Annotated in this window: 23 protein-coding genes and 1 tRNA gene; 7 read left to right on the top strand and 17 right to left on the bottom strand. The window is 72.9% G+C overall.

Annotated elements, in window-relative coordinates; all coding sequences use genetic code 11:
* Positions 1-113: 113 nt before the first annotated feature.
* Complete coding sequence (locus AB0H83_RS04065) at positions 114-353, top strand: hypothetical protein (RefSeq protein WP_360086407.1); 240 nt, start codon at positions 114-116, stop codon at positions 351-353.
* 54 nt (positions 354-407) lie between these two features.
* On the opposite strand, the gene AB0H83_RS04070 is transcribed toward AB0H83_RS04065, so the two are convergent.
* The 5 genes from AB0H83_RS04070 to AB0H83_RS04090 form a co-directional block, all read right to left on the bottom strand.
* Positions 408-545: a hypothetical protein gene (locus AB0H83_RS04070; RefSeq protein ID WP_360086410.1), complete on the bottom strand. Its 138-nt coding sequence runs from the start codon at positions 543-545 to the stop codon at positions 408-410.
* Positions 542-751 carry a hypothetical protein gene (locus AB0H83_RS04075; RefSeq protein WP_360086413.1) on the bottom strand — a complete coding sequence of 70 codons (210 nt, stop codon included), beginning with the start codon at positions 749-751 and terminating at the stop codon, positions 542-544. Before AB0H83_RS04075 ends, AB0H83_RS04070 begins: the two co-directional genes overlap by 4 nt.
* A 223-nt stretch (positions 752-974) precedes the next feature.
* Positions 975-1,808, bottom strand: a complete 834-nt coding sequence (locus AB0H83_RS04080; RefSeq protein ID WP_360086416.1) for a class II fructose-bisphosphate aldolase — start codon at positions 1,806-1,808, stop codon at positions 975-977.
* Positions 1,789-2,682 carry a 1-phosphofructokinase family hexose kinase gene (locus tag AB0H83_RS04085; RefSeq protein WP_360086419.1) on the bottom strand — a complete coding sequence of 298 codons (894 nt, stop codon included), beginning with the start codon at positions 2,680-2,682 and terminating at the stop codon, positions 1,789-1,791. The genes AB0H83_RS04080 and AB0H83_RS04085 overlap by 20 nt, the downstream gene beginning before the upstream one ends.
* Positions 2,683-2,690: 8 nt before the next feature.
* On the bottom strand, positions 2,691-3,566 hold the full coding sequence (locus AB0H83_RS04090) for a sugar isomerase (RefSeq protein WP_360086422.1): 876 nt from the start codon (positions 3,564-3,566) through the stop codon (positions 2,691-2,693).
* A gap of 82 nt (positions 3,567-3,648) precedes the next feature.
* On the opposite strand from AB0H83_RS04090, the gene AB0H83_RS04095 reads away from it, so the two are divergent.
* Positions 3,649-4,425: a DeoR/GlpR family DNA-binding transcription regulator gene (locus AB0H83_RS04095; protein WP_360086425.1), complete on the top strand. Its 777-nt coding sequence runs from the start codon at positions 3,649-3,651 to the stop codon at positions 4,423-4,425.
* 4 nt (positions 4,426-4,429) lie between these two features.
* On the opposite strand, the gene AB0H83_RS04100 is transcribed toward AB0H83_RS04095, so the two are convergent.
* Genes AB0H83_RS04100 through AB0H83_RS04115 form a run of 4 tightly spaced genes read right to left on the bottom strand, consistent with a single transcriptional unit; the run spans position 4,430 to position 8,463 of the window.
* Positions 4,430-5,467, bottom strand: coding sequence for a hypothetical protein (locus tag AB0H83_RS04100; protein ID WP_360086428.1), 1,038 nt, complete (start codon positions 5,465-5,467; stop codon positions 4,430-4,432).
* A complete protein-coding gene (locus AB0H83_RS04105) occupies positions 5,464-5,973 on the bottom strand; it encodes a SigE family RNA polymerase sigma factor (protein ID WP_360086506.1) in 510 nt (169 codons plus the stop codon). Before AB0H83_RS04105 ends, AB0H83_RS04100 begins: the two co-directional genes overlap by 4 nt.
* 52 nt (positions 5,974-6,025) lie before the next feature.
* Positions 6,026-7,555, bottom strand: coding sequence for a hypothetical protein (locus AB0H83_RS04110; RefSeq protein WP_360086431.1), 1,530 nt, complete (start codon positions 7,553-7,555; stop codon positions 6,026-6,028).
* A gap of 32 nt (positions 7,556-7,587) precedes the next feature.
* Positions 7,588-8,463 (bottom strand): ABC transporter ATP-binding protein, encoded by an 876-nt coding sequence (locus tag AB0H83_RS04115; RefSeq protein WP_360086434.1) that lies wholly within the window; start codon positions 8,461-8,463, stop codon positions 7,588-7,590.
* 113 nt (positions 8,464-8,576) lie between these two features.
* Here AB0H83_RS04115 and AB0H83_RS04120 point away from each other — a divergent pair, with 113 nt between their 5' ends.
* A complete protein-coding gene (locus AB0H83_RS04120) occupies positions 8,577-9,020 on the top strand; it encodes a hypothetical protein (protein ID WP_360086437.1) in 444 nt (147 codons plus the stop codon).
* Positions 9,021-9,317: 297 nt separating this feature from the next.
* Here the strand turns inward: AB0H83_RS04120 and AB0H83_RS04125 are convergent, their stop codons facing one another.
* The 3 genes from AB0H83_RS04125 to AB0H83_RS04135 form a co-directional block, all read right to left on the bottom strand.
* Positions 9,318-10,508 (bottom strand): ATP-binding protein, encoded by a 1,191-nt coding sequence (locus AB0H83_RS04125; RefSeq protein WP_360086440.1) that lies wholly within the window; start codon positions 10,506-10,508, stop codon positions 9,318-9,320.
* The gene (locus AB0H83_RS04130; protein ID WP_360086443.1) at positions 10,505-11,143 is read right to left on the bottom strand and encodes a response regulator transcription factor; all 639 of its coding nucleotides are present in this window, start codon (positions 11,141-11,143) and stop codon (positions 10,505-10,507) included. The genes AB0H83_RS04125 and AB0H83_RS04130 overlap by 4 nt, the downstream gene beginning before the upstream one ends.
* A gap of 112 nt (positions 11,144-11,255) precedes the next feature.
* Complete coding sequence (locus AB0H83_RS04135) at positions 11,256-11,474, bottom strand: DUF2631 domain-containing protein (protein ID WP_360086445.1); 219 nt, start codon at positions 11,472-11,474, stop codon at positions 11,256-11,258.
* Positions 11,475-11,495: 21 nt separating this feature from the next.
* On the opposite strand from AB0H83_RS04135, the gene AB0H83_RS04140 reads away from it, so the two are divergent.
* Positions 11,496-11,577, top strand: a tRNA-Phe gene (locus AB0H83_RS04140).
* A 29-nt stretch (positions 11,578-11,606) separates the two neighbouring features.
* Here the strand turns inward: AB0H83_RS04140 and AB0H83_RS04145 are convergent.
* Both AB0H83_RS04145 and AB0H83_RS04150 read right to left on the bottom strand, forming a co-directional pair.
* Positions 11,607-12,158 carry a DM13 domain-containing protein gene (locus tag AB0H83_RS04145; RefSeq protein WP_360086448.1) on the bottom strand — a complete coding sequence of 184 codons (552 nt, stop codon included), beginning with the start codon at positions 12,156-12,158 and terminating at the stop codon, positions 11,607-11,609.
* A gap of 304 nt (positions 12,159-12,462) precedes the next feature.
* On the bottom strand, positions 12,463-12,978 hold the full coding sequence (locus AB0H83_RS04150; RefSeq protein WP_360086451.1) for a hypothetical protein: 516 nt from the start codon (positions 12,976-12,978) through the stop codon (positions 12,463-12,465).
* Positions 12,979-13,151: 173 nt separating this feature from the next.
* Here AB0H83_RS04150 and AB0H83_RS04155 point away from each other — a divergent pair, with 173 nt between their 5' ends.
* Positions 13,152-13,730, top strand: a complete 579-nt coding sequence (locus AB0H83_RS04155) for a DUF308 domain-containing protein (protein WP_360086454.1) — start codon at positions 13,152-13,154, stop codon at positions 13,728-13,730.
* Positions 13,731-13,792: 62 nt separating this feature from the next.
* On the opposite strand, the gene AB0H83_RS04160 is transcribed toward AB0H83_RS04155, so the two are convergent.
* Entirely contained in the window at positions 13,793-14,164 is a 372-nt protein-coding gene (locus AB0H83_RS04160; RefSeq protein ID WP_360086457.1) for a hypothetical protein, read from the bottom strand.
* Positions 14,165-14,238: 74 nt separating this feature from the next.
* Positions 14,239-14,598, bottom strand: coding sequence for a hypothetical protein (locus AB0H83_RS04165; protein WP_360086460.1), 360 nt, complete (start codon positions 14,596-14,598; stop codon positions 14,239-14,241).
* A gap of 131 nt (positions 14,599-14,729) precedes the next feature.
* On the opposite strand from AB0H83_RS04165, the gene AB0H83_RS04170 reads away from it, so the two are divergent.
* Together AB0H83_RS04170 and AB0H83_RS04175 are read left to right on the top strand one after the other, a co-directional pair.
* Complete coding sequence (locus AB0H83_RS04170) at positions 14,730-15,998, top strand: VWA domain-containing protein (RefSeq protein ID WP_360086463.1); 1,269 nt, start codon at positions 14,730-14,732, stop codon at positions 15,996-15,998.
* Between the two features lie 72 nt (positions 15,999-16,070).
* On the top strand, positions 16,071-16,745 hold the full coding sequence (locus tag AB0H83_RS04175; protein WP_360086466.1) for a DUF899 family protein: 675 nt from the start codon (positions 16,071-16,073) through the stop codon (positions 16,743-16,745).
* Positions 16,746-16,890: 145 nt separating this feature from the next.
* Here AB0H83_RS04175 and AB0H83_RS04180 read toward each other — a convergent pair whose 3' ends face one another.
* On the bottom strand, positions 16,891-17,118 hold the full coding sequence (locus tag AB0H83_RS04180) for a cold shock domain-containing protein (protein ID WP_360086469.1): 228 nt from the start codon (positions 17,116-17,118) through the stop codon (positions 16,891-16,893).
* Positions 17,119-17,769: the final 651 nt, after the last annotated feature.

Below are 17,769 nucleotides of genomic sequence, written 5' to 3' on the forward strand. Positions count from 1 at the left end.
GCCCGGGTCGGAAAACCCGCAGGGCCGGACGCATGCTGGCGCAGATGCCCCGCCCCCTCACCCGAGCGACGGTGGACAGGACACCAGCGAACCTCTGTGAGAGGTGAACCACCATGACGACCTGCCTGGTCGATCCGGTCCTGTGCATGGCCCTGTTCGTCTCCGACACCCCCAACCACGCCGACCTGGACGACGCGACCGTCCGGGACACCGTCGACCGGACCCTTGACCAGCTCGGTCCGGACGAGTGCTACGCCCGTGCCGCCGAGGTCTTCGGCGACCGCCCCGAGGTCGCGCTCGACCGCATCCAGTGGGCCCGCACGCTGTGCAGCCGGGCCCTCGCCACGGTCTGACCGCCACCCGCGCCGGCCGCCGCCCGCCCATCAGCGTTCCGCCGGCAGCTACCGTCAGTTCGACGGAGGCTGGCCGCCCTGCTGATCGCCGACGGCCCGGTTGAGCGTCGAGTCGCTGATCGAGGTGGCGGTGTCGCCGCTGAGCGTGCCGGCCACGGTCACCGTGTCGCCGACCTGCACGTCGGCGATCACGGCTCCGCCGGCCGCGGTGGACGACGTGACCACGAAGGTGGTGCGTGCCCGTCGGCGCTCACCGCCGTGACCGTCCCGGTCTGCAGACGCCGCGTGACCTGACCGCCGCTGCCGCCCGGCGCGACGAAATCCCCGTACATCACCCCGGCCAGCCCGCCACCGCCGATGACCAGCGCCGCGAGCACCCCGACGAGCGCGGTCCTCAACTTCGACGACCTGCCCGGCGCCGCCTCGGCCGCCGCCCCGGCGAGGGCAACGCCTGTGAGGCATGCGCAAAGGCCCACCCGTGGCGGCGGGTGGGCCTCAGCGAGCCGCGGCAGGCTAGAAATTGCCCGCCGAGTTGCACTTGTAGCCCTGGTCGAGGCAGTCCCGGACCCGCCGGGCCAGTTCCTCGGGCTCCCACGCGTTGAAGTCGAACGTAAAGGTGGCCTAAAGCTCGGTCACGACGCGCAATGCGTGCGTCACGGTGTCGGCCATGGCCGCCCTCGCCGCCTTGAGGTACCGGCGCGGGTCGACCACGGCGGCGTCCTGCAGTGCCGAGCGGACCGCGCCGGTGAACGCGACGTTCAGCGCCGTACCGATGTTGATCTTCACCAGTCCGCCGCGGACCGCCGTGCGCAGCTCCTCGTCCGGCACGCCCGACGAGCCGTGCAGCACCAGCGGCACCGTGACCGCGTCCCGCAGCCGGGCGATGAGCGCGTGGTCGAGCGCCGCCGTCCGGCGCGTCATGGCGTGGCTCGACCCCACCGCGACCGCGAGGGCGTCGACGCCGGTCGCCTCGACGTACGCCGACGCCTCCACCGGGTCGGTGCGCACCCCCGGCGCGTGCGCCCCGTCCTTGCCGCCGACCTCGCCGAGCTCGCTCTCCACCCAGATCCCGGCGGCGTGCCCGCGGGCGGCCGCGGCCCTGGTCGCCGCCACGTTCGCGGCGAACGGCAGCCGGGAGGCGTCGTACATGGCCGAGCCGAACCCGTGCGCCGCCGCCTGGTCGAACAGCTCGTCGTCCTCGACGTGGTCCAGGTGCAGCCCCACCGGGACGGCCGCCAGCTCCGCCACCCGGCGGGCCGCCGCGGCGATCGGCCCGAGCCGCCCGCCGTGGAACTTCACCGCGTTCTCACTGATCTGCAGCACCACCGGCCGGCCGGCCGCCTCCGCACCGGCGACGATCGCCTCGGCGTGCTCGACGGTGATGACGTTGAACGCGCCGACACCGACGCCCGCCGCCCGTGCGGCCTCGACGATCTCACCCGTGGGGCTGAACATGGACCCGTTCCCTCGTCGCTCGGTAGTGGTTGATGTCGATCTCGCCGGCGACCGGCGCGGCGACCGCGGCGGCGGCCAGGGCGACCGCGTCCGCGAGCAGCCGCGGCCACGGCGTGCCGTCGCGCAGGCCGCGGGCGAGCGCCGCAGCACACGCGTCGCCGGCGCCGGTCGGGTTGCCGGTGACCACCTCCGGCGGCGCGGCCCGCCACGACCCCTGCGGCGTGCGCGCGATCAGCCCCCGCGGCCCGTGCGACTCGACGACCGCCGTGTCCGTGGGGTCTAGCGCGTGCAGCCCGCCGGCGCCGGGCTTGGGCACGTCCGGGCCGAGCGCGCGCAGCTCGTCGGCGTTGGGCTTGACCACGTCCGGGCCGGCCGCGGCGCCGAGCCGCAGCGCCTCGCCGCTCGTGTCGAGCACGCTGCGGCAGCGGTACCGCTGTGCCAGCCGGACCAGCTGCGCGTACGCGTCCGCCGGCAGCCCCTGCGGCAGCGACCCGGACAGCACGACGACGGCGGCGTCCTTCACCAGGTCCGCGTAGTGCGCCCGGAACGCGGCCCACTCCTCGCCGGTGACGACCGGCCCCGGCTCCCACAGCCCGGTCGCGTCGACCCCGTCCAGCACCGTCACGGTCCGCCGGGTCTCGCCGCCGATCGCCGTGAACCTGTGCGGGGGCCGCGTCCTCGCCTCGACGGCGGCGCCCGTCGCGCCGCCGAGCAGCCCGGTGGCCAGGACCGGCTCGCCGAGCGCGTGCAGCACCCCGGCGACGTTGAGCCCCTTGCCGCCGGCCCGCTCGGCCACGTGGCCGACGCGGTGCGTGGCGTGCGGCACCAGCGCGTCGACGGTGTACGTCAGGTCCAGCGCGGGGTTCAGCGTCACCGTGACGATCATGGCTGGGTCAGGATCACGGAACGGGTCAGCAGCCGCGGCCGGTCCGGGTCGAGACCCTTGTGCTCCGCCAGGGCAACCGCGAACCGCTGCGCCAGCACCAGCTGCGCGAGGGGGTCCAGGCCGTTGCGCACCGGCGTCGCGCCGGCGCCGCGGACCGTCTCGTCCAGCGCGCCCGGCACCGCGCCGAACGCCCAGACCAGGCTGTGCTCGCCGGCCACGGCGACCGGCCCGTGCCGGTAGTCCATCGCCGGATACGACTCGGCCCAGGCCTGCGCCGCCTCGCGGACCTTCAGCGCCGCCTCGTGCGCCAGGCCCACGGTCCAGCCGGTGCCGAGGAACACCAGGTGCCGCGTGGCCGCCGGGTCGCCCGGCAGGTCCGCCTCCAGCGCGGCCCGGCCGTCGGCGACCAGGTGCGACAGGTCCTCGCCGTACGCGTGGCGGGCCACCGCCAGCAGCGTCGTGGGGAACCTGGTCTGCACGACGCTGCGCTCGTCGGCGAAGTCGAGCAGGATCCGCTCGTCGACGAGCCCGTCGACCGGCTCGCCGGTCACCGCCGTCACCGCCACCCGGTGCGTGCCCGCGGGCACCTGCCGCAGCGCCTCGAGCACCTCGGTCGACGTGCCCGACCTGGTGAGGGCGACGACCCGGTCGTACCGGCGCCGCGGCACGAACTCCGAGGCGCACACGGCGTCGGTCTCGCCGAAGCCGGCGGCCTCCCGCAGCTCGGCGAGGCTCTGCGCCATGAACCACGAGGTGCCGCAGCCCAGCACCAGCACCCGCTCCCCGGGTGCGGCCAGCGCGGCGCCGTCGACGTCGAGGGCCCGCGCCCACGTCTCGGGCTGGCTGGCGATCTCCTTCGCGGTGTCCGTCATACGCTCAGGGTTGCGCGATTCATGTCCGTCTCACAAGGTATCTTGCTCAAGTGGACATTTTGAACTGCACGTTTGTCGCGTCGTGAGCCGCCGCCGCGCCGAGCGGGTCGCCGCGATCCTGTCCCGGGTCTCCGGCGACGGCGCCATCGACGCCGGCGACCTCGCCACCGAGTTCGGCGTGTCGACCGCGACCATCCGCCGCGACCTGCAGAGCCTGGAGGACCAGCAGCTGCTCGCCCGCACCCACGGCGGCGCGGTCGCGACGTCCCCGGCGCTCGCCGTCGCGGAACTGCCGGTCCGCTACCGCACCGGCCAGCACCGCGAGGCGAAGGCGCTGATCGCCCGGCGGGCCTTCGAGCTGCTCCCGCACGGCCCGCTGACCATCGGCCTGACCGGCGGCACCACCACCCACCTGCTGGCCCGGCTCCTGGCCACCCGGGTCGACCTCACCGTCGTCACGAACGCCGTCAACATCGCCGCCGAGTTGGCCCTGCTCCCCCGCCTCAAGCTGATCATGACCGGCGGGGTGACCCGGACGCAGTCCTACGAGCTCGTCGGCCCCATCGCCGACCGCACCCTCGAAGGGCTGCACCTGCAGGTGGCGGTGATCGGCGTCGACGGCATCACCGCCGCCGGCGGCCTCAGCACCCACGACGACATCGAGGCCCATACCAACGCCACCATGCTGCGCCGCGCCGCGCAGGTGATCGTCGTGGCGGACAGCTCGAAGATCGGCCGCAACTGCCTGGCCACGATCGCCCCGCTGGCGTCGGTGTCCGTCCTGGTCACCGACGCCGGCGCCGACCCCGGCGAGCTGGCCGCGATCCGGGACGCTGGGGTGTCCGTGGTGCAGGCCTGAGCGCTCAGGGAGTCGGGCGCTCCGCCCACGTCGCCGGGTTCACCGGGTCCTGCCCGACCCGCACGGCCTCCGCCAGCTGCATCAGCGCCGGCGCCTTGTACGTGCCGGTGCCGGCCAGCGTGATCGTCAGGCCGTTGAAGTCGGGGAACTCGACGCTCGGGCGGAACCGGTCGTCGGTGAAGACCCGTGCCGGCCGGCCGCTGATCATCAGGGTGCCCGGCGACGCCGACGGCACGCGCCTGGTCGCCAGGATCTCGGCGCGGTCGACGGTGTTCTCGCCGACCCGCAGTTTCGAGAACAGCAGCCGGCCGGGCAGGTCGGCGCCGGCGAGGGTGGTCTCACAGCCGAGCAGCCGGGCGCCGGCCGGCAGGGCGTTGAGCCGGACCGGGGTGGTGCACCGCAGGGTCGTGTCCAACCGGAGGCCCGATTTGACCTGCGTGATCTCGGACTCCAGCGCACCATGGCCGTACACCTGGGCCCACACCCCGGCAGCGATCTGCCAGCGCTCGTACGTGTACTCGCCGAGGTCCGGCTCGAACAGCGCATCGTCGAGCAGCGCGGTCGTCTTCGCCAGGGACACCCGGTAGACGGCGGAGTCCCGCTGGAACGAGATCGTCTCGATCCCCGCGGTGGAGCGCCAGGTGGTGTACGTGGCGCCGTCGGTGGACCCGTCGACCGTGAAGTGCAGCAGCGACGGGTCGGTGCCGACCTTCGACAGGTCGGCGGGGCCGCCGGCGACCACCGGCGGGGGCACGGACCAGCCGCCCGGCGGCGGGTGCAGCGTCCAGTCGAGCTCCGCGGGCGAGGCCGAGGCGGACACGCCCGGGACGGCGGGCGGGGTCGGGGACCGGTACACGGCGACGGCCCCGGCGGCGACGGCCGCGACGGTGGCGGCGACCGCGGCGCACCGCACCGCATAGGTCCTGGCCCGCAGGCGCCGGCCCCGGCGGGTGGCGGCGGCGGCGAGCACGTCGGTGTCCACGGCGCCGCCGGTGTGCTCGCCGAAGGCGGTCGCCAGGTCCTGCTCGAGCTGGTCGTTCATCGGGCGCTCCTCGGAAGGTCGCTGGGGGCGGGACGGTGGCGGGTGCGCAGCGTGGTCAGGCCGCGCAGCGCGGTGGTCCGGACGGTGGTGGTCGTGCAGCCGAGGATCTCGGCGATCGCGCCGTCATCGAGGTCCTCGTAGTAGCGCAGGACCAGCACCGCCCGCTGGCGGACCGGCAGGGCGAGCACCATTTGCCACAGCTCGTCGCGGGCGGCGAACGCGGTGCCGATGTCCTCGGCGGCCGCGGGCGCGCCGGCCAGGGTCGGCTCGGCGGCGGTGACCTCGTGGCTGGAGCGCCGCCGCCACCACGAGCTGTTGGCGTTGACGAGCATCCGGCGCACGTAGACGTCGGGGCGCTGCGCCGCCGCCACCCGGCGCCACTGCACGAACGCCTTGGCCAGGACCTCCTGGACCAGGTCGTCCGCCCGGTGCTCGTCGCCGGTGAGCAGCCGGGCGAAGCGCACCAGGGCGGCACCCCGGCTGTGCACGAACTCCTCGAATGTCACGTCCAACAGACGCTCCCACGTACGCCGGATGTTCTGCCCGGTGGAGGAAACTTCAGCGGCGGGCGTGGCGCAGCCGCACCACGCCGAACGCGACCGCGAACAGCGCCAGCGCCACGGCCGCGACCAGCGGCGCCGGCGGTCCGGCAGGGTGGCCGGCGGAGCGCAGCGCCCCCATGTAGTCCAGCGCCGCGACGTCGTTGATCACCAGGTACCACAGCGCCGGGTAGACCGCCTGGAACGTTCGCTGGGCACCGGTCAGCGTGCCGAGCGCCAGGGCCAGCGCGGGCACGAACAGCGCGCCCGCGGCCCACGCGGCCAGGCCCGGCCCGTCGCCGGTGGCCAGCATCCTGACCGCCGGAAGGGCACCGGTCGCGGCGGCGAGCAGTACCCCTGCCGCCCACTCGGCGAGCAGCCGCCGGCGCGGCGCCGGGTACGCCGCGAGGATCGCCGCCGCGTCGCGGCCGGTGCCCAGGCGGGACCAGAGCAGCACCGGCCAGATCCACCCGAGCGCGAGGGCCGGGCCGGGCGGCGCGGCGAGACCGGCGAGGCCCAGCAGCGCCGCGCCGGCCCACCACCACCATGGTGCGCCCCGCAGCAGGATCCGGACCTCGGCGGCGAGCAGCCGGCCGGTCGCGGGGCCGGCCACCGCCGCCGTCCGCGGCAGTCCTTTGTAGACGGTGTACGGCTCCGGCAGCGACCGGGCGGCCGCGCGCGCGGCTGCACTGCCTGCGGTGCTGGCGATGCCGGCGGCGGTGGCGGCGGCGGTGTCGAAGCGGTGGAACCACAGCGCCGGCAGCAGTGCAACGGCCACCGCGATCAGGGTCACCGCGGCCCGCTCCGCGACGAACCCGGCATCCAGCGGCAGCCCGGGCCACTCGAACGTCCGCAGTGGACGGTCGACGTACATGAGCCCCAGGCCGAACGTGTCGGCGGTCGCCGGCATCGTGCCGGCCAGCTGCCCGACGCCGATGCCGCCGAGCGGGGCGGACGCCGACTGGCCACCGATCGCGCCGGCCATCCAGACGAACAGCCACAGGACGTTGCCGAAGCCGGAGCGCAGCACCGGGGTCGTCTCGAACAGCAGGGCCGCCGCGGCGGTCACCGCCAGCATCGGCACCGCCAGGAACACGAACGGCGTCAGCAGGGCCAGGGGGTCCACGGCGCGCGACTCGCCGCGCAGCAGCTGCAGCACCAGCGCGGTCACCGCCATGGTCCCGGCCATCGAGCCGAGCACCAGCAGGTTGCTGACGAACTTGCCGGCCAGGTACACCGGCGTGCGCAGCGGACCGGCCGCGAGCAGCTGGCCGACGCCGGTGCGCACGTCCCGCGCGACGGCGTCGCGGACCAGGTAGAAGCCGACGAGCGTGAGCCACAGGGCGCTGGTCAGTGCCGTCACCAGGCCGACGTAGCCGCTGGTGTAGAGGCCGCGGGCGCCGCCGGCGTCGAGCACCACCCACCGCGTGCTGGCCGGCGGCACCGCCAGCCAGCCCAGGCAGACCGCCGAGATCAGCATCACCAGGTACGCCGGGCGCCGCACCCGCTCGCGGAAATCCGCCATCGCCAGCGCCGTGAACGCGCTCACGCCGCGACCCTTTCGCCGGGCTCCAAGCGCGTTCACGCGGCGGTCCTGGACCGGTGCACGACGGCGAGGTAGGCGTCCTCCAGGTCCGGGGCGACCGGGGTCGCGTCCGGTGCCGGCCGGTGCGTGGCGAGGACCCGTACCCTGACGTGCCCGGCGGTGCGGATCAGCCGGGTCACCGGCAGGCGCTGCTGGACGCCGGCCAGCTCCGCGGGCGGCACGGCCAGCTCCCAGACGTGCCCGGCGACGCCGCGCACCAGCTCGCCGGGCTCGCCGTCGAAGCGGACCCGCCCGCCGGTGACCACGACGATCCGGGTCGCGACCGACTCGACGTCGGAGACGATGTGCGTCGACAGCAGCACCGACCGGTCCGCGGACAGGTCGCTGAGCAGGTTGCGGAAGCGCACCCGCTCCTCGGGGTCCAGGCCCGCCGTCGGCTCGTCCACCACGATGATCCGCGGGTCGGCGAGCAGCGCCTGTGCGATGCCGATGCGCCGCAGCATGCCGCCGGAGTACCCGCCGAGGGGCCGCTTCGCGGCGTGCGCGAGGTTGACCAGCTCCAGCAGCTCGCCGATGCGCGCCTTCGCGGACCGCCCGGCGATCCCGCGTACCGCGGCCAGGTAGGTGAGGAACTCGAGCGCCGTGAGGTGCGGGTACACGCCGAAGTCTTGCGGCAGGTAGCCCAGCGCGCGGCGCAGCGGGCCGGGCCTGGCGACCGCGTCGCCGCCGTCGAAGCGCACCTGCCCGCCGGTCGGCCGGGTCACCGTCGCCGCGATCCGCAGCAGCGAGGACTTCCCGGCCCCGTTGGGCCCCAGCAGCCCGGCCAGCCCCGGCCCGAGGCGCAGCGTCAGGCCGTCCACGGCGCGCTTGCGACCGTTGTAGACCTTCGTGATGTCGATCAGTTCGAGCATGCCCCCAGCGTCGTGATTCCCGGCGCCGCGCACATCTGCCGAACGGCAGAGCCGGTGCCCCCCACGGCCGTCGCGGATGTCGTAGCCTGTTGCCCTTCCACGGGAGGAAATCCATGTCCATGCCGCTCCAGCAGCAGTTCCAGACGGCGCAGCTCACCCCCTGCCGCTTCTGCAACAACGTCCCCACCGCGCAGACCAAGTTCCGCGGCCACCGGGGACTGATCATCATGATGCAGTTCCGCCACGTCGACGGCCCGTTCTGCCGCGACTGCGGGATGGCGACGTTCCGCGAGATGACCTCCAAGACCCTTATCCAGGGTTGGTACGGCTACGCGTCGTTCTTCATCACGCCGTTCATCGTGCTGTGGAACATCATCAACCGGGGCAAGGTCGCGAGCCTCGCGCCGCCGCAGCCGTCGCCGTACGGTGGCGCCCGCCAGCCGATGCACCCCGGCAAGCGGCTGCTCGCCCGCCCCATCAGCATCATCGGGCTGTGCGTGCCGTTCGCGCTGATCATCGGGCTGATCCTGGTGATCGTCCTGTCCAGCGACGCCTGAGCCGGTCCCTGGCCGCAGCACTGGCTCCGGCGCTGCGGGCCTGACTTCGGCGCTGCGGGCCTGACTTCGGGCGCTGCGGGCCTGACTTCGGGCGCTGTGGGCCGGGCTTCGGCGCTGCGGGCCGGGCTTCGGCGCGGCGGGCCGGCTTCGGCGCGGCGGGCCGGGCCATCGTGGGCCATCGTGTTGATCGAAGTCGCGTCCCGGCCGTCCTGGGCGACCACGGCGCGACTTCGATCAAGCAGGCAAGATCAGCAGCGAGCCGGCCGCGACCCCCCGACGGGATCGGCCGGGCGAGCCTTAGCCGGCTGGCAGGTGGCAGGTCACCTGCCAGCCGGTGGGGTGCGGGCCGGCGGTGAGGTCGCCGCCGAGGGCGATGACGCGTTCGTGCAGCCCGGCGAGGCCGGTGCCGCCGCCGCTGCGCCGCCCGGCCGGCTTCCGGCCGGTGCCGTTGTCGGTCACCTGCAGCTCGATCCGGCCGGGTTGGTGCCGGACGGCCACCATCACCTCGGTGGCGGTGGGGGCGTGCCGGCGTACGTTGGTCAGCGCCTCGACCACCACGTGGTAGGCGGTGTTTCCAACTTCCGCTCCCACCTGGCCCGCTGGTTCCTTCGCCTCGCCCGCCGCCGGTCCAGCCTTCCCCGCCGCTCCTTCCTCCTTCCCCGCTGCCGGTCCAGCCTTGCCCGCCGCTCCTTCTCCCTTCCCCACTGCCGCTTCCGCTCCAGCCGACATTTCCGACATTCCGGTCATGTCGAGCCTTGCGGTGATCGGGCCGGTCGACGAGAAGCGGCGCACCACGTCCGGCAGGTCGGCGATGCCGTGGACCCGCTGCGAGACCGGGCCGCGCAGGGTGCCGACCATCCGGTCCATGGCGTCCAGGGCCCGCAGGCCGGCGGCCTCGATGTCGGGCAGCCCCGCCGCCTGCGCCGCGACCACGATCCCGGTGACCTCGTGCGCGACCAGGTCGTGCAGGTCACGGGCCAGGTCCAGGCGGTGCTCCCGGCGGGCCCGCTCCTCCGCCAGCCGCCGCCGGTGGTCGCCGAGCCGCAGGTACAGTCCCGCCCCGGCGGCGCACACCGCGACCGGGAACGCCGCCGCGACCAGCAGCACCGTCGCCTCGACCCGGTTTCCGGGCACGTGCAGCGCGATCCGTACCGGCAACGCGACGACCGCCACGCCCACCACCGCGACGGCGAGGGCCGGCCCCCGCCGGGCCAGCACCACGAGCAGCACGGTCAACGCCGTGAACTCGAACGGCGCCCACAATGCGGGCGGTTGCGGCGGCCCCTGGTACACCACATCGGCCAGCAGCGACAGCAGCGCGACGGCGACCGCCGGCCGGGCCGAACGGGCCACCACCGCGACCGCCACCGCGGCGACCGCGGCGACGGCCGGCACGATCCCGGCGGGCCAGGTCAGCGGCAGCCCGCACAGCCCGAGCAGCCCGACTGGCACCAGCAGCAAAAGCCGTCGCGTGGACACCCTGGTCACGGCGCCACGGTGCCCGTGTCCCACGCCCACACGGCGATGCCGACCCGGTTGCGGACGCCGAGCTTGCGCTGGATCGCGGCCACGTGCGTCTTCACCGTGCCCGCGGAGATGAACAGCTCCGCCCCGATCTCCGCGTTCGTCCGCCCCGCCCCGACGTGCGCGGCCACCTCCAGCTCCCGCTCGGTGAGCGCCTCCACCGGTGCCGCCCGCGCCGGCCGCGGCGCCGTGACGTGCCGCAGCAGCCGTACTGTGATCGACGGGCTGATCAGGCTGTCCCCGGCGTACGCGGCCCGCACCGCCTCCGCCAGCAGCGCCGGCCCCGACCGCTTCAGCAGGAACCCGGATGCCCCGTCACGCAGCGCCGGGTACACGTACTCGTCCAGGTCGAACGTGGTCACCACCACCACCCGCGTCGGCCCACCGGCAAGGTGCCTGGTCAGCGTGAGCCCGTCCATCCGCGGCATCCGGATGTCCACGAGCGCCACGTCGGGCGTCAGCTCCCGCGCGAGCCGGAGCGCCTCGACCCCGTCACCGGCCTCGGCGACCACCTCGATCCCGTCCTCGGCCCCGAGAATCCGCCGCAACCCGTCCCGCACCATCAACTGGTCGTCGGCGATGAGCACACGGATGGTCACACCACAGCAGCCTAGATGCGTCCGCCACCCGCTCAGTCCTCGGCAAGCCGGTGATGTCGATGTATCGGGCCACCGCTCCTGGCAGGAGTTGCGGCACCTCGGCCCGCACGAGTCAGCGCAGGCCCTTGCGACGCAGGATCCGGTCGGCGACGAGGGTGACCAGTAGCAGCGCGGCACCGGCGATCAGCCAGATGTCTCCGGTGCGGCCCTCATGGTTCTCGAACATCAAGCTGATCAGCAGCAGCGCAACGACGACCGCACCGAAACGGGCAGCGCGCGGGTGTCCCGGCTTGCGCTGGTCCGGGGAGCTCACCGGCTCATACTCAGCCATAACGCGCCCTTCGCCGAAATGTCCATGTATGCCAAGCTTGGCAGGTACCGCTGAAACACGGGGCGCGGCCGTGTGCCGCAGGTTCGAATCCTGCCTGGGACCACCCGCGTGACCGGCCGGAAGCAGCGGCACTCAGGCCGCCAGCTCGGCGGCGCCGAAGGAGACGGAGAAGCGCTTGCACCAGATGGTGACCGAGCGCAGGCCGGTCAGGTCGGTGCCGGCGGGGATCGCGTACCCCTGGTCGCCCTTGTTGCCCTTGAGCTTGCCGAGTTCGACGTACCGGCCGTCGTCGAAGAGGTGCCAGCCTGGCCGGCCCGGCACGACCTGCTGGTCGGTGAGCCAGACGCGCAGGTCGGGGCCGTCGGAGGTGTCCAGGGCCTCGATCTCCAGGCGGTGGGTGCCGTCGGGGAGGCGCAGCAGCCGTACGGTGCCGGACGTGTCGTGCTCGTGGGTGATGAACGAGCCGCGGGACACGATCACCGGCACCGCAACAGAAGACGACGACGAGGACGACGACGAAGACGGCAACGATGACGAGGCGGCGCCGGGCTCGGAGACGGCGGTGAGCGTCTCGTTGACGGTGGTGTCGGTGAACAGGCGCCACGGCGTGAACCAGTACAGGCCGAACGCCACGCCCGCGGCGAGGGCGGCGGCCACGAGCCAGGTGATCGGTCTGCGTGTCATGGCTCTGAGTGAACCGGGTGCGCCCGATCGTGGCCAGGTGTTCACGCTTACCGGTCGCTTACGGCTGCGGCCGGCCCGGGTGCACGACAGCGGAGTCGTGCAACTGCGCCATCCGCACAGTCGTCCTCGGCGCCGGCGTCAGTCGTTGCGGCTCTGGTACGCGGCCCGGCTGGCCTCGATGTGCGGCACGTGCTCGATCGCCCAGCCGGCGAGGGCGAGCGCCGGCGGGATCAGGCTGCCGATGATGGGCTGGGTCGACCGGGTACCGATGCCGCTGGTCAGGGCGATCGGGGTGCTGGAGGGCTCAGTGCAGCGTCACCTTCAGCGCGATCATGACGACCCCGAAGGCGCCGGCGACCGTCGCGGACACCAGGCGCTCCGGCAGGGTGAGCTGCCCGTGCCGGCCCGCCTCCCAGCCGGCCACGCACAGCAGCAGCGCGCTGCACACCAGCGCCGAGATCACCGCTGTACGCAGCGCGACCCCTGACGTGGTCAGCACCACGAGGACGGCCACCGGCAGTGCGGAGGCGGTCACGATCTCCCAGCCGGTGGTCAGCTGCAGCCGGACCTCGTGCGCCTCCAGCCGCCGGCCCTCGTGGATGCGTTGGGCGACGATGCGGGCGTACCGCTCGGCACTCCAGTAGATGACGAGCGTGACCAGCACCGCGGCCACCACCGCACCGGCCGACCCGGCGTGCGACGAGGCCATGACGGCCGCGCCGATGATGACGCCGTAGACGCCGGCGGTGGTGCTCTCCTCGGTGAGGCCGGTCACCCGGAGCCGGTGCCCGAGGTGCTGCCGGCGCGGTCCTCGCCACATCTGCGTCACCGTCCTGATCGGGTACGGAAACCCACCGCCACGGCCGCGGACCCCGCCCTCGCCTCCGTCCGGCGGGCGAAGTGGCGACTGCCGACCCGCCTCCTCCTCCGCGGGCGAGGGCGGTGGGTGGTGACGGGTGAAGCGTGGGTGGTGGAACGAATGAGGAGGGCAACATGGCGACGTTTTCAGCACGGCACGGTGGGGTGGTACACGGGTCGTCGGCGGCGGTCGTACCGTTCTGGCAGACCCTCGCGCTGGGGGTGGTCACGGCGCTGTTCGGGATCGCGGTGCTGGCCTGGCCCGGGGAAACGCTGCGGGTTCTCGGCGCGCTGGTCGGCGTCTGGCTCATCGTCGCGGGCGCCATGCGGGTCGCGGCGGCGCTGACCGAGCACCACGGCCTGGGTCGGCGCCTGCTGACGGGGGTGGTGGGCGCCGTGATGGTGGTCGGCGGCGTGGCGTGCCTGCGCAACGTCGCCACCGGGGTGACGCTCCTGGCGCTCGTGGTCGGGCTGGCCTGGTTGCTGACCGGCATCTCGGAGATCGGCATCGGGCTGATGACGCACGGCCGGACACGGGTGTGGCTGACCACGATGGGCGTCGTGTCGCTCGTCGTCGGGCTGGTGTTCGTCGTGTGGCCGAGCGCGTCGCTCACCGCGATCGTGCTGCTGACCGGGATCAGCGCCCTGCTGATCGGGTGCATGGAGGTCGTGTTCGCGTTCATGATGCGCCGCGAGGCGGCCGCTGCCACATGACCATGACGAGGACCGGGCGGAACGAGGTGGCGGCGGTGCACAGAGACCGCCGCCGCCTGTCGTTACTTCGCGTCCGACTTGCGGGACCGGCCCGCCGACGCCTTCTGCGGTTGCTCGGCGCCGGCCGGGGCATCATCGCCCTCCAACGCCTTCATGATCCTCGGCGCGAGCGCCTCCGCGAGCGCCGGTGCGATCGCGTCGGCCAGCACGCCGGCGAGGGCCTCGGCCATGAACATTCGCTCCAGCGTTGAACCGCGGGAGCCGCGCGCCATGGTCGACCGTACGCTGTCGAGCAGGCCACCGGGCAGCCCCGGGTGGCTCCGACCGGCAGCTTTCGCCGCCTGCCCCTGGTCGGCACTGTTGAGGATCTCCAGGATCAGCTCGTCGATCAGCGCCTCGACGTGCTGCGGTTGATCAGGATCGCCAGCCGCCACGATGGGTCCCCCTCCTTCCTTTGCTCAGCGGGAACGCCCGTCCCCCGGCCGGGGGACGGGCGCTGCCGGTTGGTTCAGTCGCGGGCCATCAGCGCGGCCAGCAGGAGCGGGTGGTCGACGATGTTGCGGCCCCGCCGTTTGCGGGAGGCGAGCGCCATGAGCAGCAGCGGATTGTCGATGATGCTGCCTTCGTCCTCCTCGCGCCGGCGCCTGGCGAGGGCGGCCAGCAGCAGCGGATGCTCGATCATGCTCTCGCCGTCCTCCTCGCGCCGGCGCCTGGCGAGGGCGGCGATCAGCAACGGGTGCTCGAACAGCCCCTCACCGCGCTCCTCGCGGCGGGACATGAGGGCCGCCAGCAGCAGCGGATGCAGCGCCTCCTCACCTTCCCGCTCGGAGACGTCGGTGCGGTTGCGTTCTGCGGTGGAACTGGTCACGGAACACTCCCTTGATCTGCGGTCACGTGCACTTTTCGTCTCCACCATCCAGTCGGTGCCCGGCCGGCGCCCCACCCAGCCGGCATGAGCGTCTTTCCGCCGGGCTGGACGGCCTGTGGTGCAATCGTCGGGTGACCGTTGCGATCCTCGCCCGTGGGCAGAACACAGCACTGCCGGCTGCGGCGTCGTACAGCGTCGTGGTCAGCCACGCGGCCGGGCCCGAGGTGGATCTCGTCGCGTTCCTCCTCGACGAGGCGGGCCGGGCGCCCGGCGACGAGGCGATGGTCTTCTACAACCAGCCCGACGGGGCCGGGGCACGCTGGTCGCCGCCGGAGACCACCGGCGGGGTGACCCGGCACCGCCTCGACGTCACGCCCGGCGGGTGGGCCGGCACGACCGCCCGGGTCAGGATCGGCCTGACCGTCGCCGGTGGCACGTTCGCCGCGGTACCGCAGCTGCACGCGGCACTGCACGGTCCCGGCGGTGAGCTGTACACCCTCGACCTCGGCACGCCGGACGTCCAAGACGCGCTGATCGTCGGCGACGTCTACCGGCACCGCGACACGATCAAGGTGCGCTGCGTCGGCGACGGCTTCACCGACGGCCTGCGCGGACTGATCACGGACGTCGGCCTGACCGTCGAGGACGAGGCACCGGCGCCGCAGCCCTCGCCTGTTGTCACCTTGACGAAGGCGCAGCAGATCAGCCTCGCCAAGCCCGCCACCGGCGCCTCGAGCGTCGACCTGCGCAAGTACGCCGTCGCCGTCTCCCTCGTCAAGAGCGGCCTGGACGCGCGCACGTTCCGGGTGGTCCTCGCCATCGACTGCAGCGGCTCGACGAAGAAGCTCTTCCGCAGCGGCGTCATGCAGCGCTCGCTGGAGCGGATGGTCGTCATCGCCGACCTGCTCGACGACAACGGCGAGATGGAGGTCTGGTTCTTCGGCGACTTCCCGGTGCGCTCCGCGCCGGTGCGGGTCGCCACCGCCCCCGACTACCTGGAGCGGCAGGCCGCCGACAAGAAGCGCGCCGAGGGCGGCAACTTCGAGCCCCGGGTCATGAAGGAGATCCTGGACTGGACGGCGGCCGAGCCGTCACCGCACCCGACGCTGGTGCTGTTCTGGTCCGACGGTGGCGTGCACGCCGAGAAGCAGATCACCGAGCTGCTGGTCCGGTCGAGCAATCGCCCGGTGTACTGGATGTTCCTGGGTCTCGGCGTCGCCGACTACGGTGTCCTCGCCAGGCTGGACAACGTCCGGGGCGGCCTCGTGGACAGCGCCGGGTTCCTGCCGATCGACGACATCGACCTGCTGTCCGACGACGACCTGTACGGCCAGATCTTCGGCACCTTCGTCAGCCGCTGGCACAGCGCCGCGGCCGCGGCCGGCATCCTCACGCCCTGACCGCCAGCACCGGCCGGGGTGACGGTGCATGCTGGACCTTTGGTTTGTCCGCACGCACGGAGGAGGCTCGTCATGCCCGTCCCGCCCGTCGTCGATCTCGAGACCTGGCGCAAGGAACTGGCCGCGCTGCGCGTACGCGAGAAGGCCGCCACGAAGGAGCTCGACGCGATCGCCGCCCAGCGCCGCCGGCTCCCCGCGGTCCGCATGCCCGACTACACGCTCGTCGGCGCCGATGGCCCCGTCCGGCTCGTCGACATCTTCGACGGCAGGTCGCAGCTCATCGTGTACAACCACATGTGGAACCCTGACGCAGAATGGCAGTGCGGCGGCTGCACCGGCTTCACGTCGTCCTTCACCAGGCTGGACTTCCTCGCCAACTACGACGCCCGCTTCGTGATCGTCACCCAGGGCCCGATCGACGCCGCCCTCTCCTACGCCGAACGCGTCGGCAACACGATGCCCTGGTACTCCACCGCCGACAGCCCCTTCGGCGCCGACGTCGACGCCCCACCCGGCGGCGGCTTCGCCCTCAACGTCTTCCTCCGCGACGGCGACACCGTCTACCGCACCTGGCACACGTCCGGCCGCGGCGTCGAGCAGCTCACGTACACGTTCGCCCTGATCGATGTCCTGCCGTACGGCCGCCAGGAGGAGTGGCAGGACTCTCCTGAGGGGTGGCCGCAAGGCCCGGCGTACAGCGGCTGGCTCGACTCGCCGGACATCGCCCGCCTGTACGGCACCGAGTGACCCGCAGGCCCTGTCCCGGTCGCGCTTTTCTTATCTGCACAACGTCCCGTTCGGGCAAGGCGACGCGCGGGCGTTCCCCTTGCCCGGGGGCGGTTTCGACCTGAGGAACTGCCGATGGCCCAGCTGGGCGACGACGGTGTGTGGTTCAACGCCCGGGCGTGGCTGATCGCTGCTCGCCGTTGACGGGTTCTGTGCTGGCTGGCTTTGTGCTGGCTGACTTTGTGCTGGCTGGTTCGTTGTGGGTCGGCTCGACTTGGACGCGGACCGCCTGGTAGGCGTACCCGTCCTGGTCGGCCGGCTCGGCCTCGAACTCGACGCGCTGCCCTTGGTGCAGCTCCCGATACCCGTCCACCTCGATGGCGGAGAAGTGCACCCAGCACCTACCCGGCGAGTCCGGCGAGGGTCGGGCCGGCCGCGGCACAGCAACCCGGCAAGACAGGCGATGATCGCCGGTTGTGGCTCTGACCTGGTGCCCCCGGCAGGATTCGAACCTGCGACACACGGTTTAGGAATTGGATCACGGCGCGCTCTGCTGATGCCCTGACCTGCTCTGACCTGGTGTTGCGTCGCCTGTCGGGGGCTCCGTGCTGCCCGTGATTCGCCGTGGTTGACCGCTGTTACTGGCACGCGAATGGCACGCGGCTACCGGCGGACCACTTAGCTGGGCCGTCCCTGTTTATGCGCGGTACGGACTTGACCGAACTCGACGGCGTGCGGTCCATAGCGTTTGAGGTCGATGGTCGTTGTGTGTTCAGGAGCATCAGCAATCTAGGAATGCGAGGGAAGATGAAGATCAGGCAGCGCCGCGACACCTGCGCCCTGTGCGGGTGCGCTAACGCAACGGTAGTAACAGAACACGGCGTCGAGGTTGCGGAGGCAGCTGGCGTGCAACGCTGGATCACAGAATCGACTGAATGCGACCATCACTGTGTCAAGCCCCGGGTTTGATGGAGAGTTGGTTAGCTGGTTTTCGGGGATACGGTGACCGGCTGGGTCATCGTGTGTAGTGCCTCGTACTCGGCAG

The sequence above is a fragment of the Dactylosporangium sp. NPDC050688 genome (assembly GCF_040654515.1).
Classification (GTDB): Bacteria; Actinomycetota; Actinomycetes; order Mycobacteriales; family Micromonosporaceae; genus Dactylosporangium.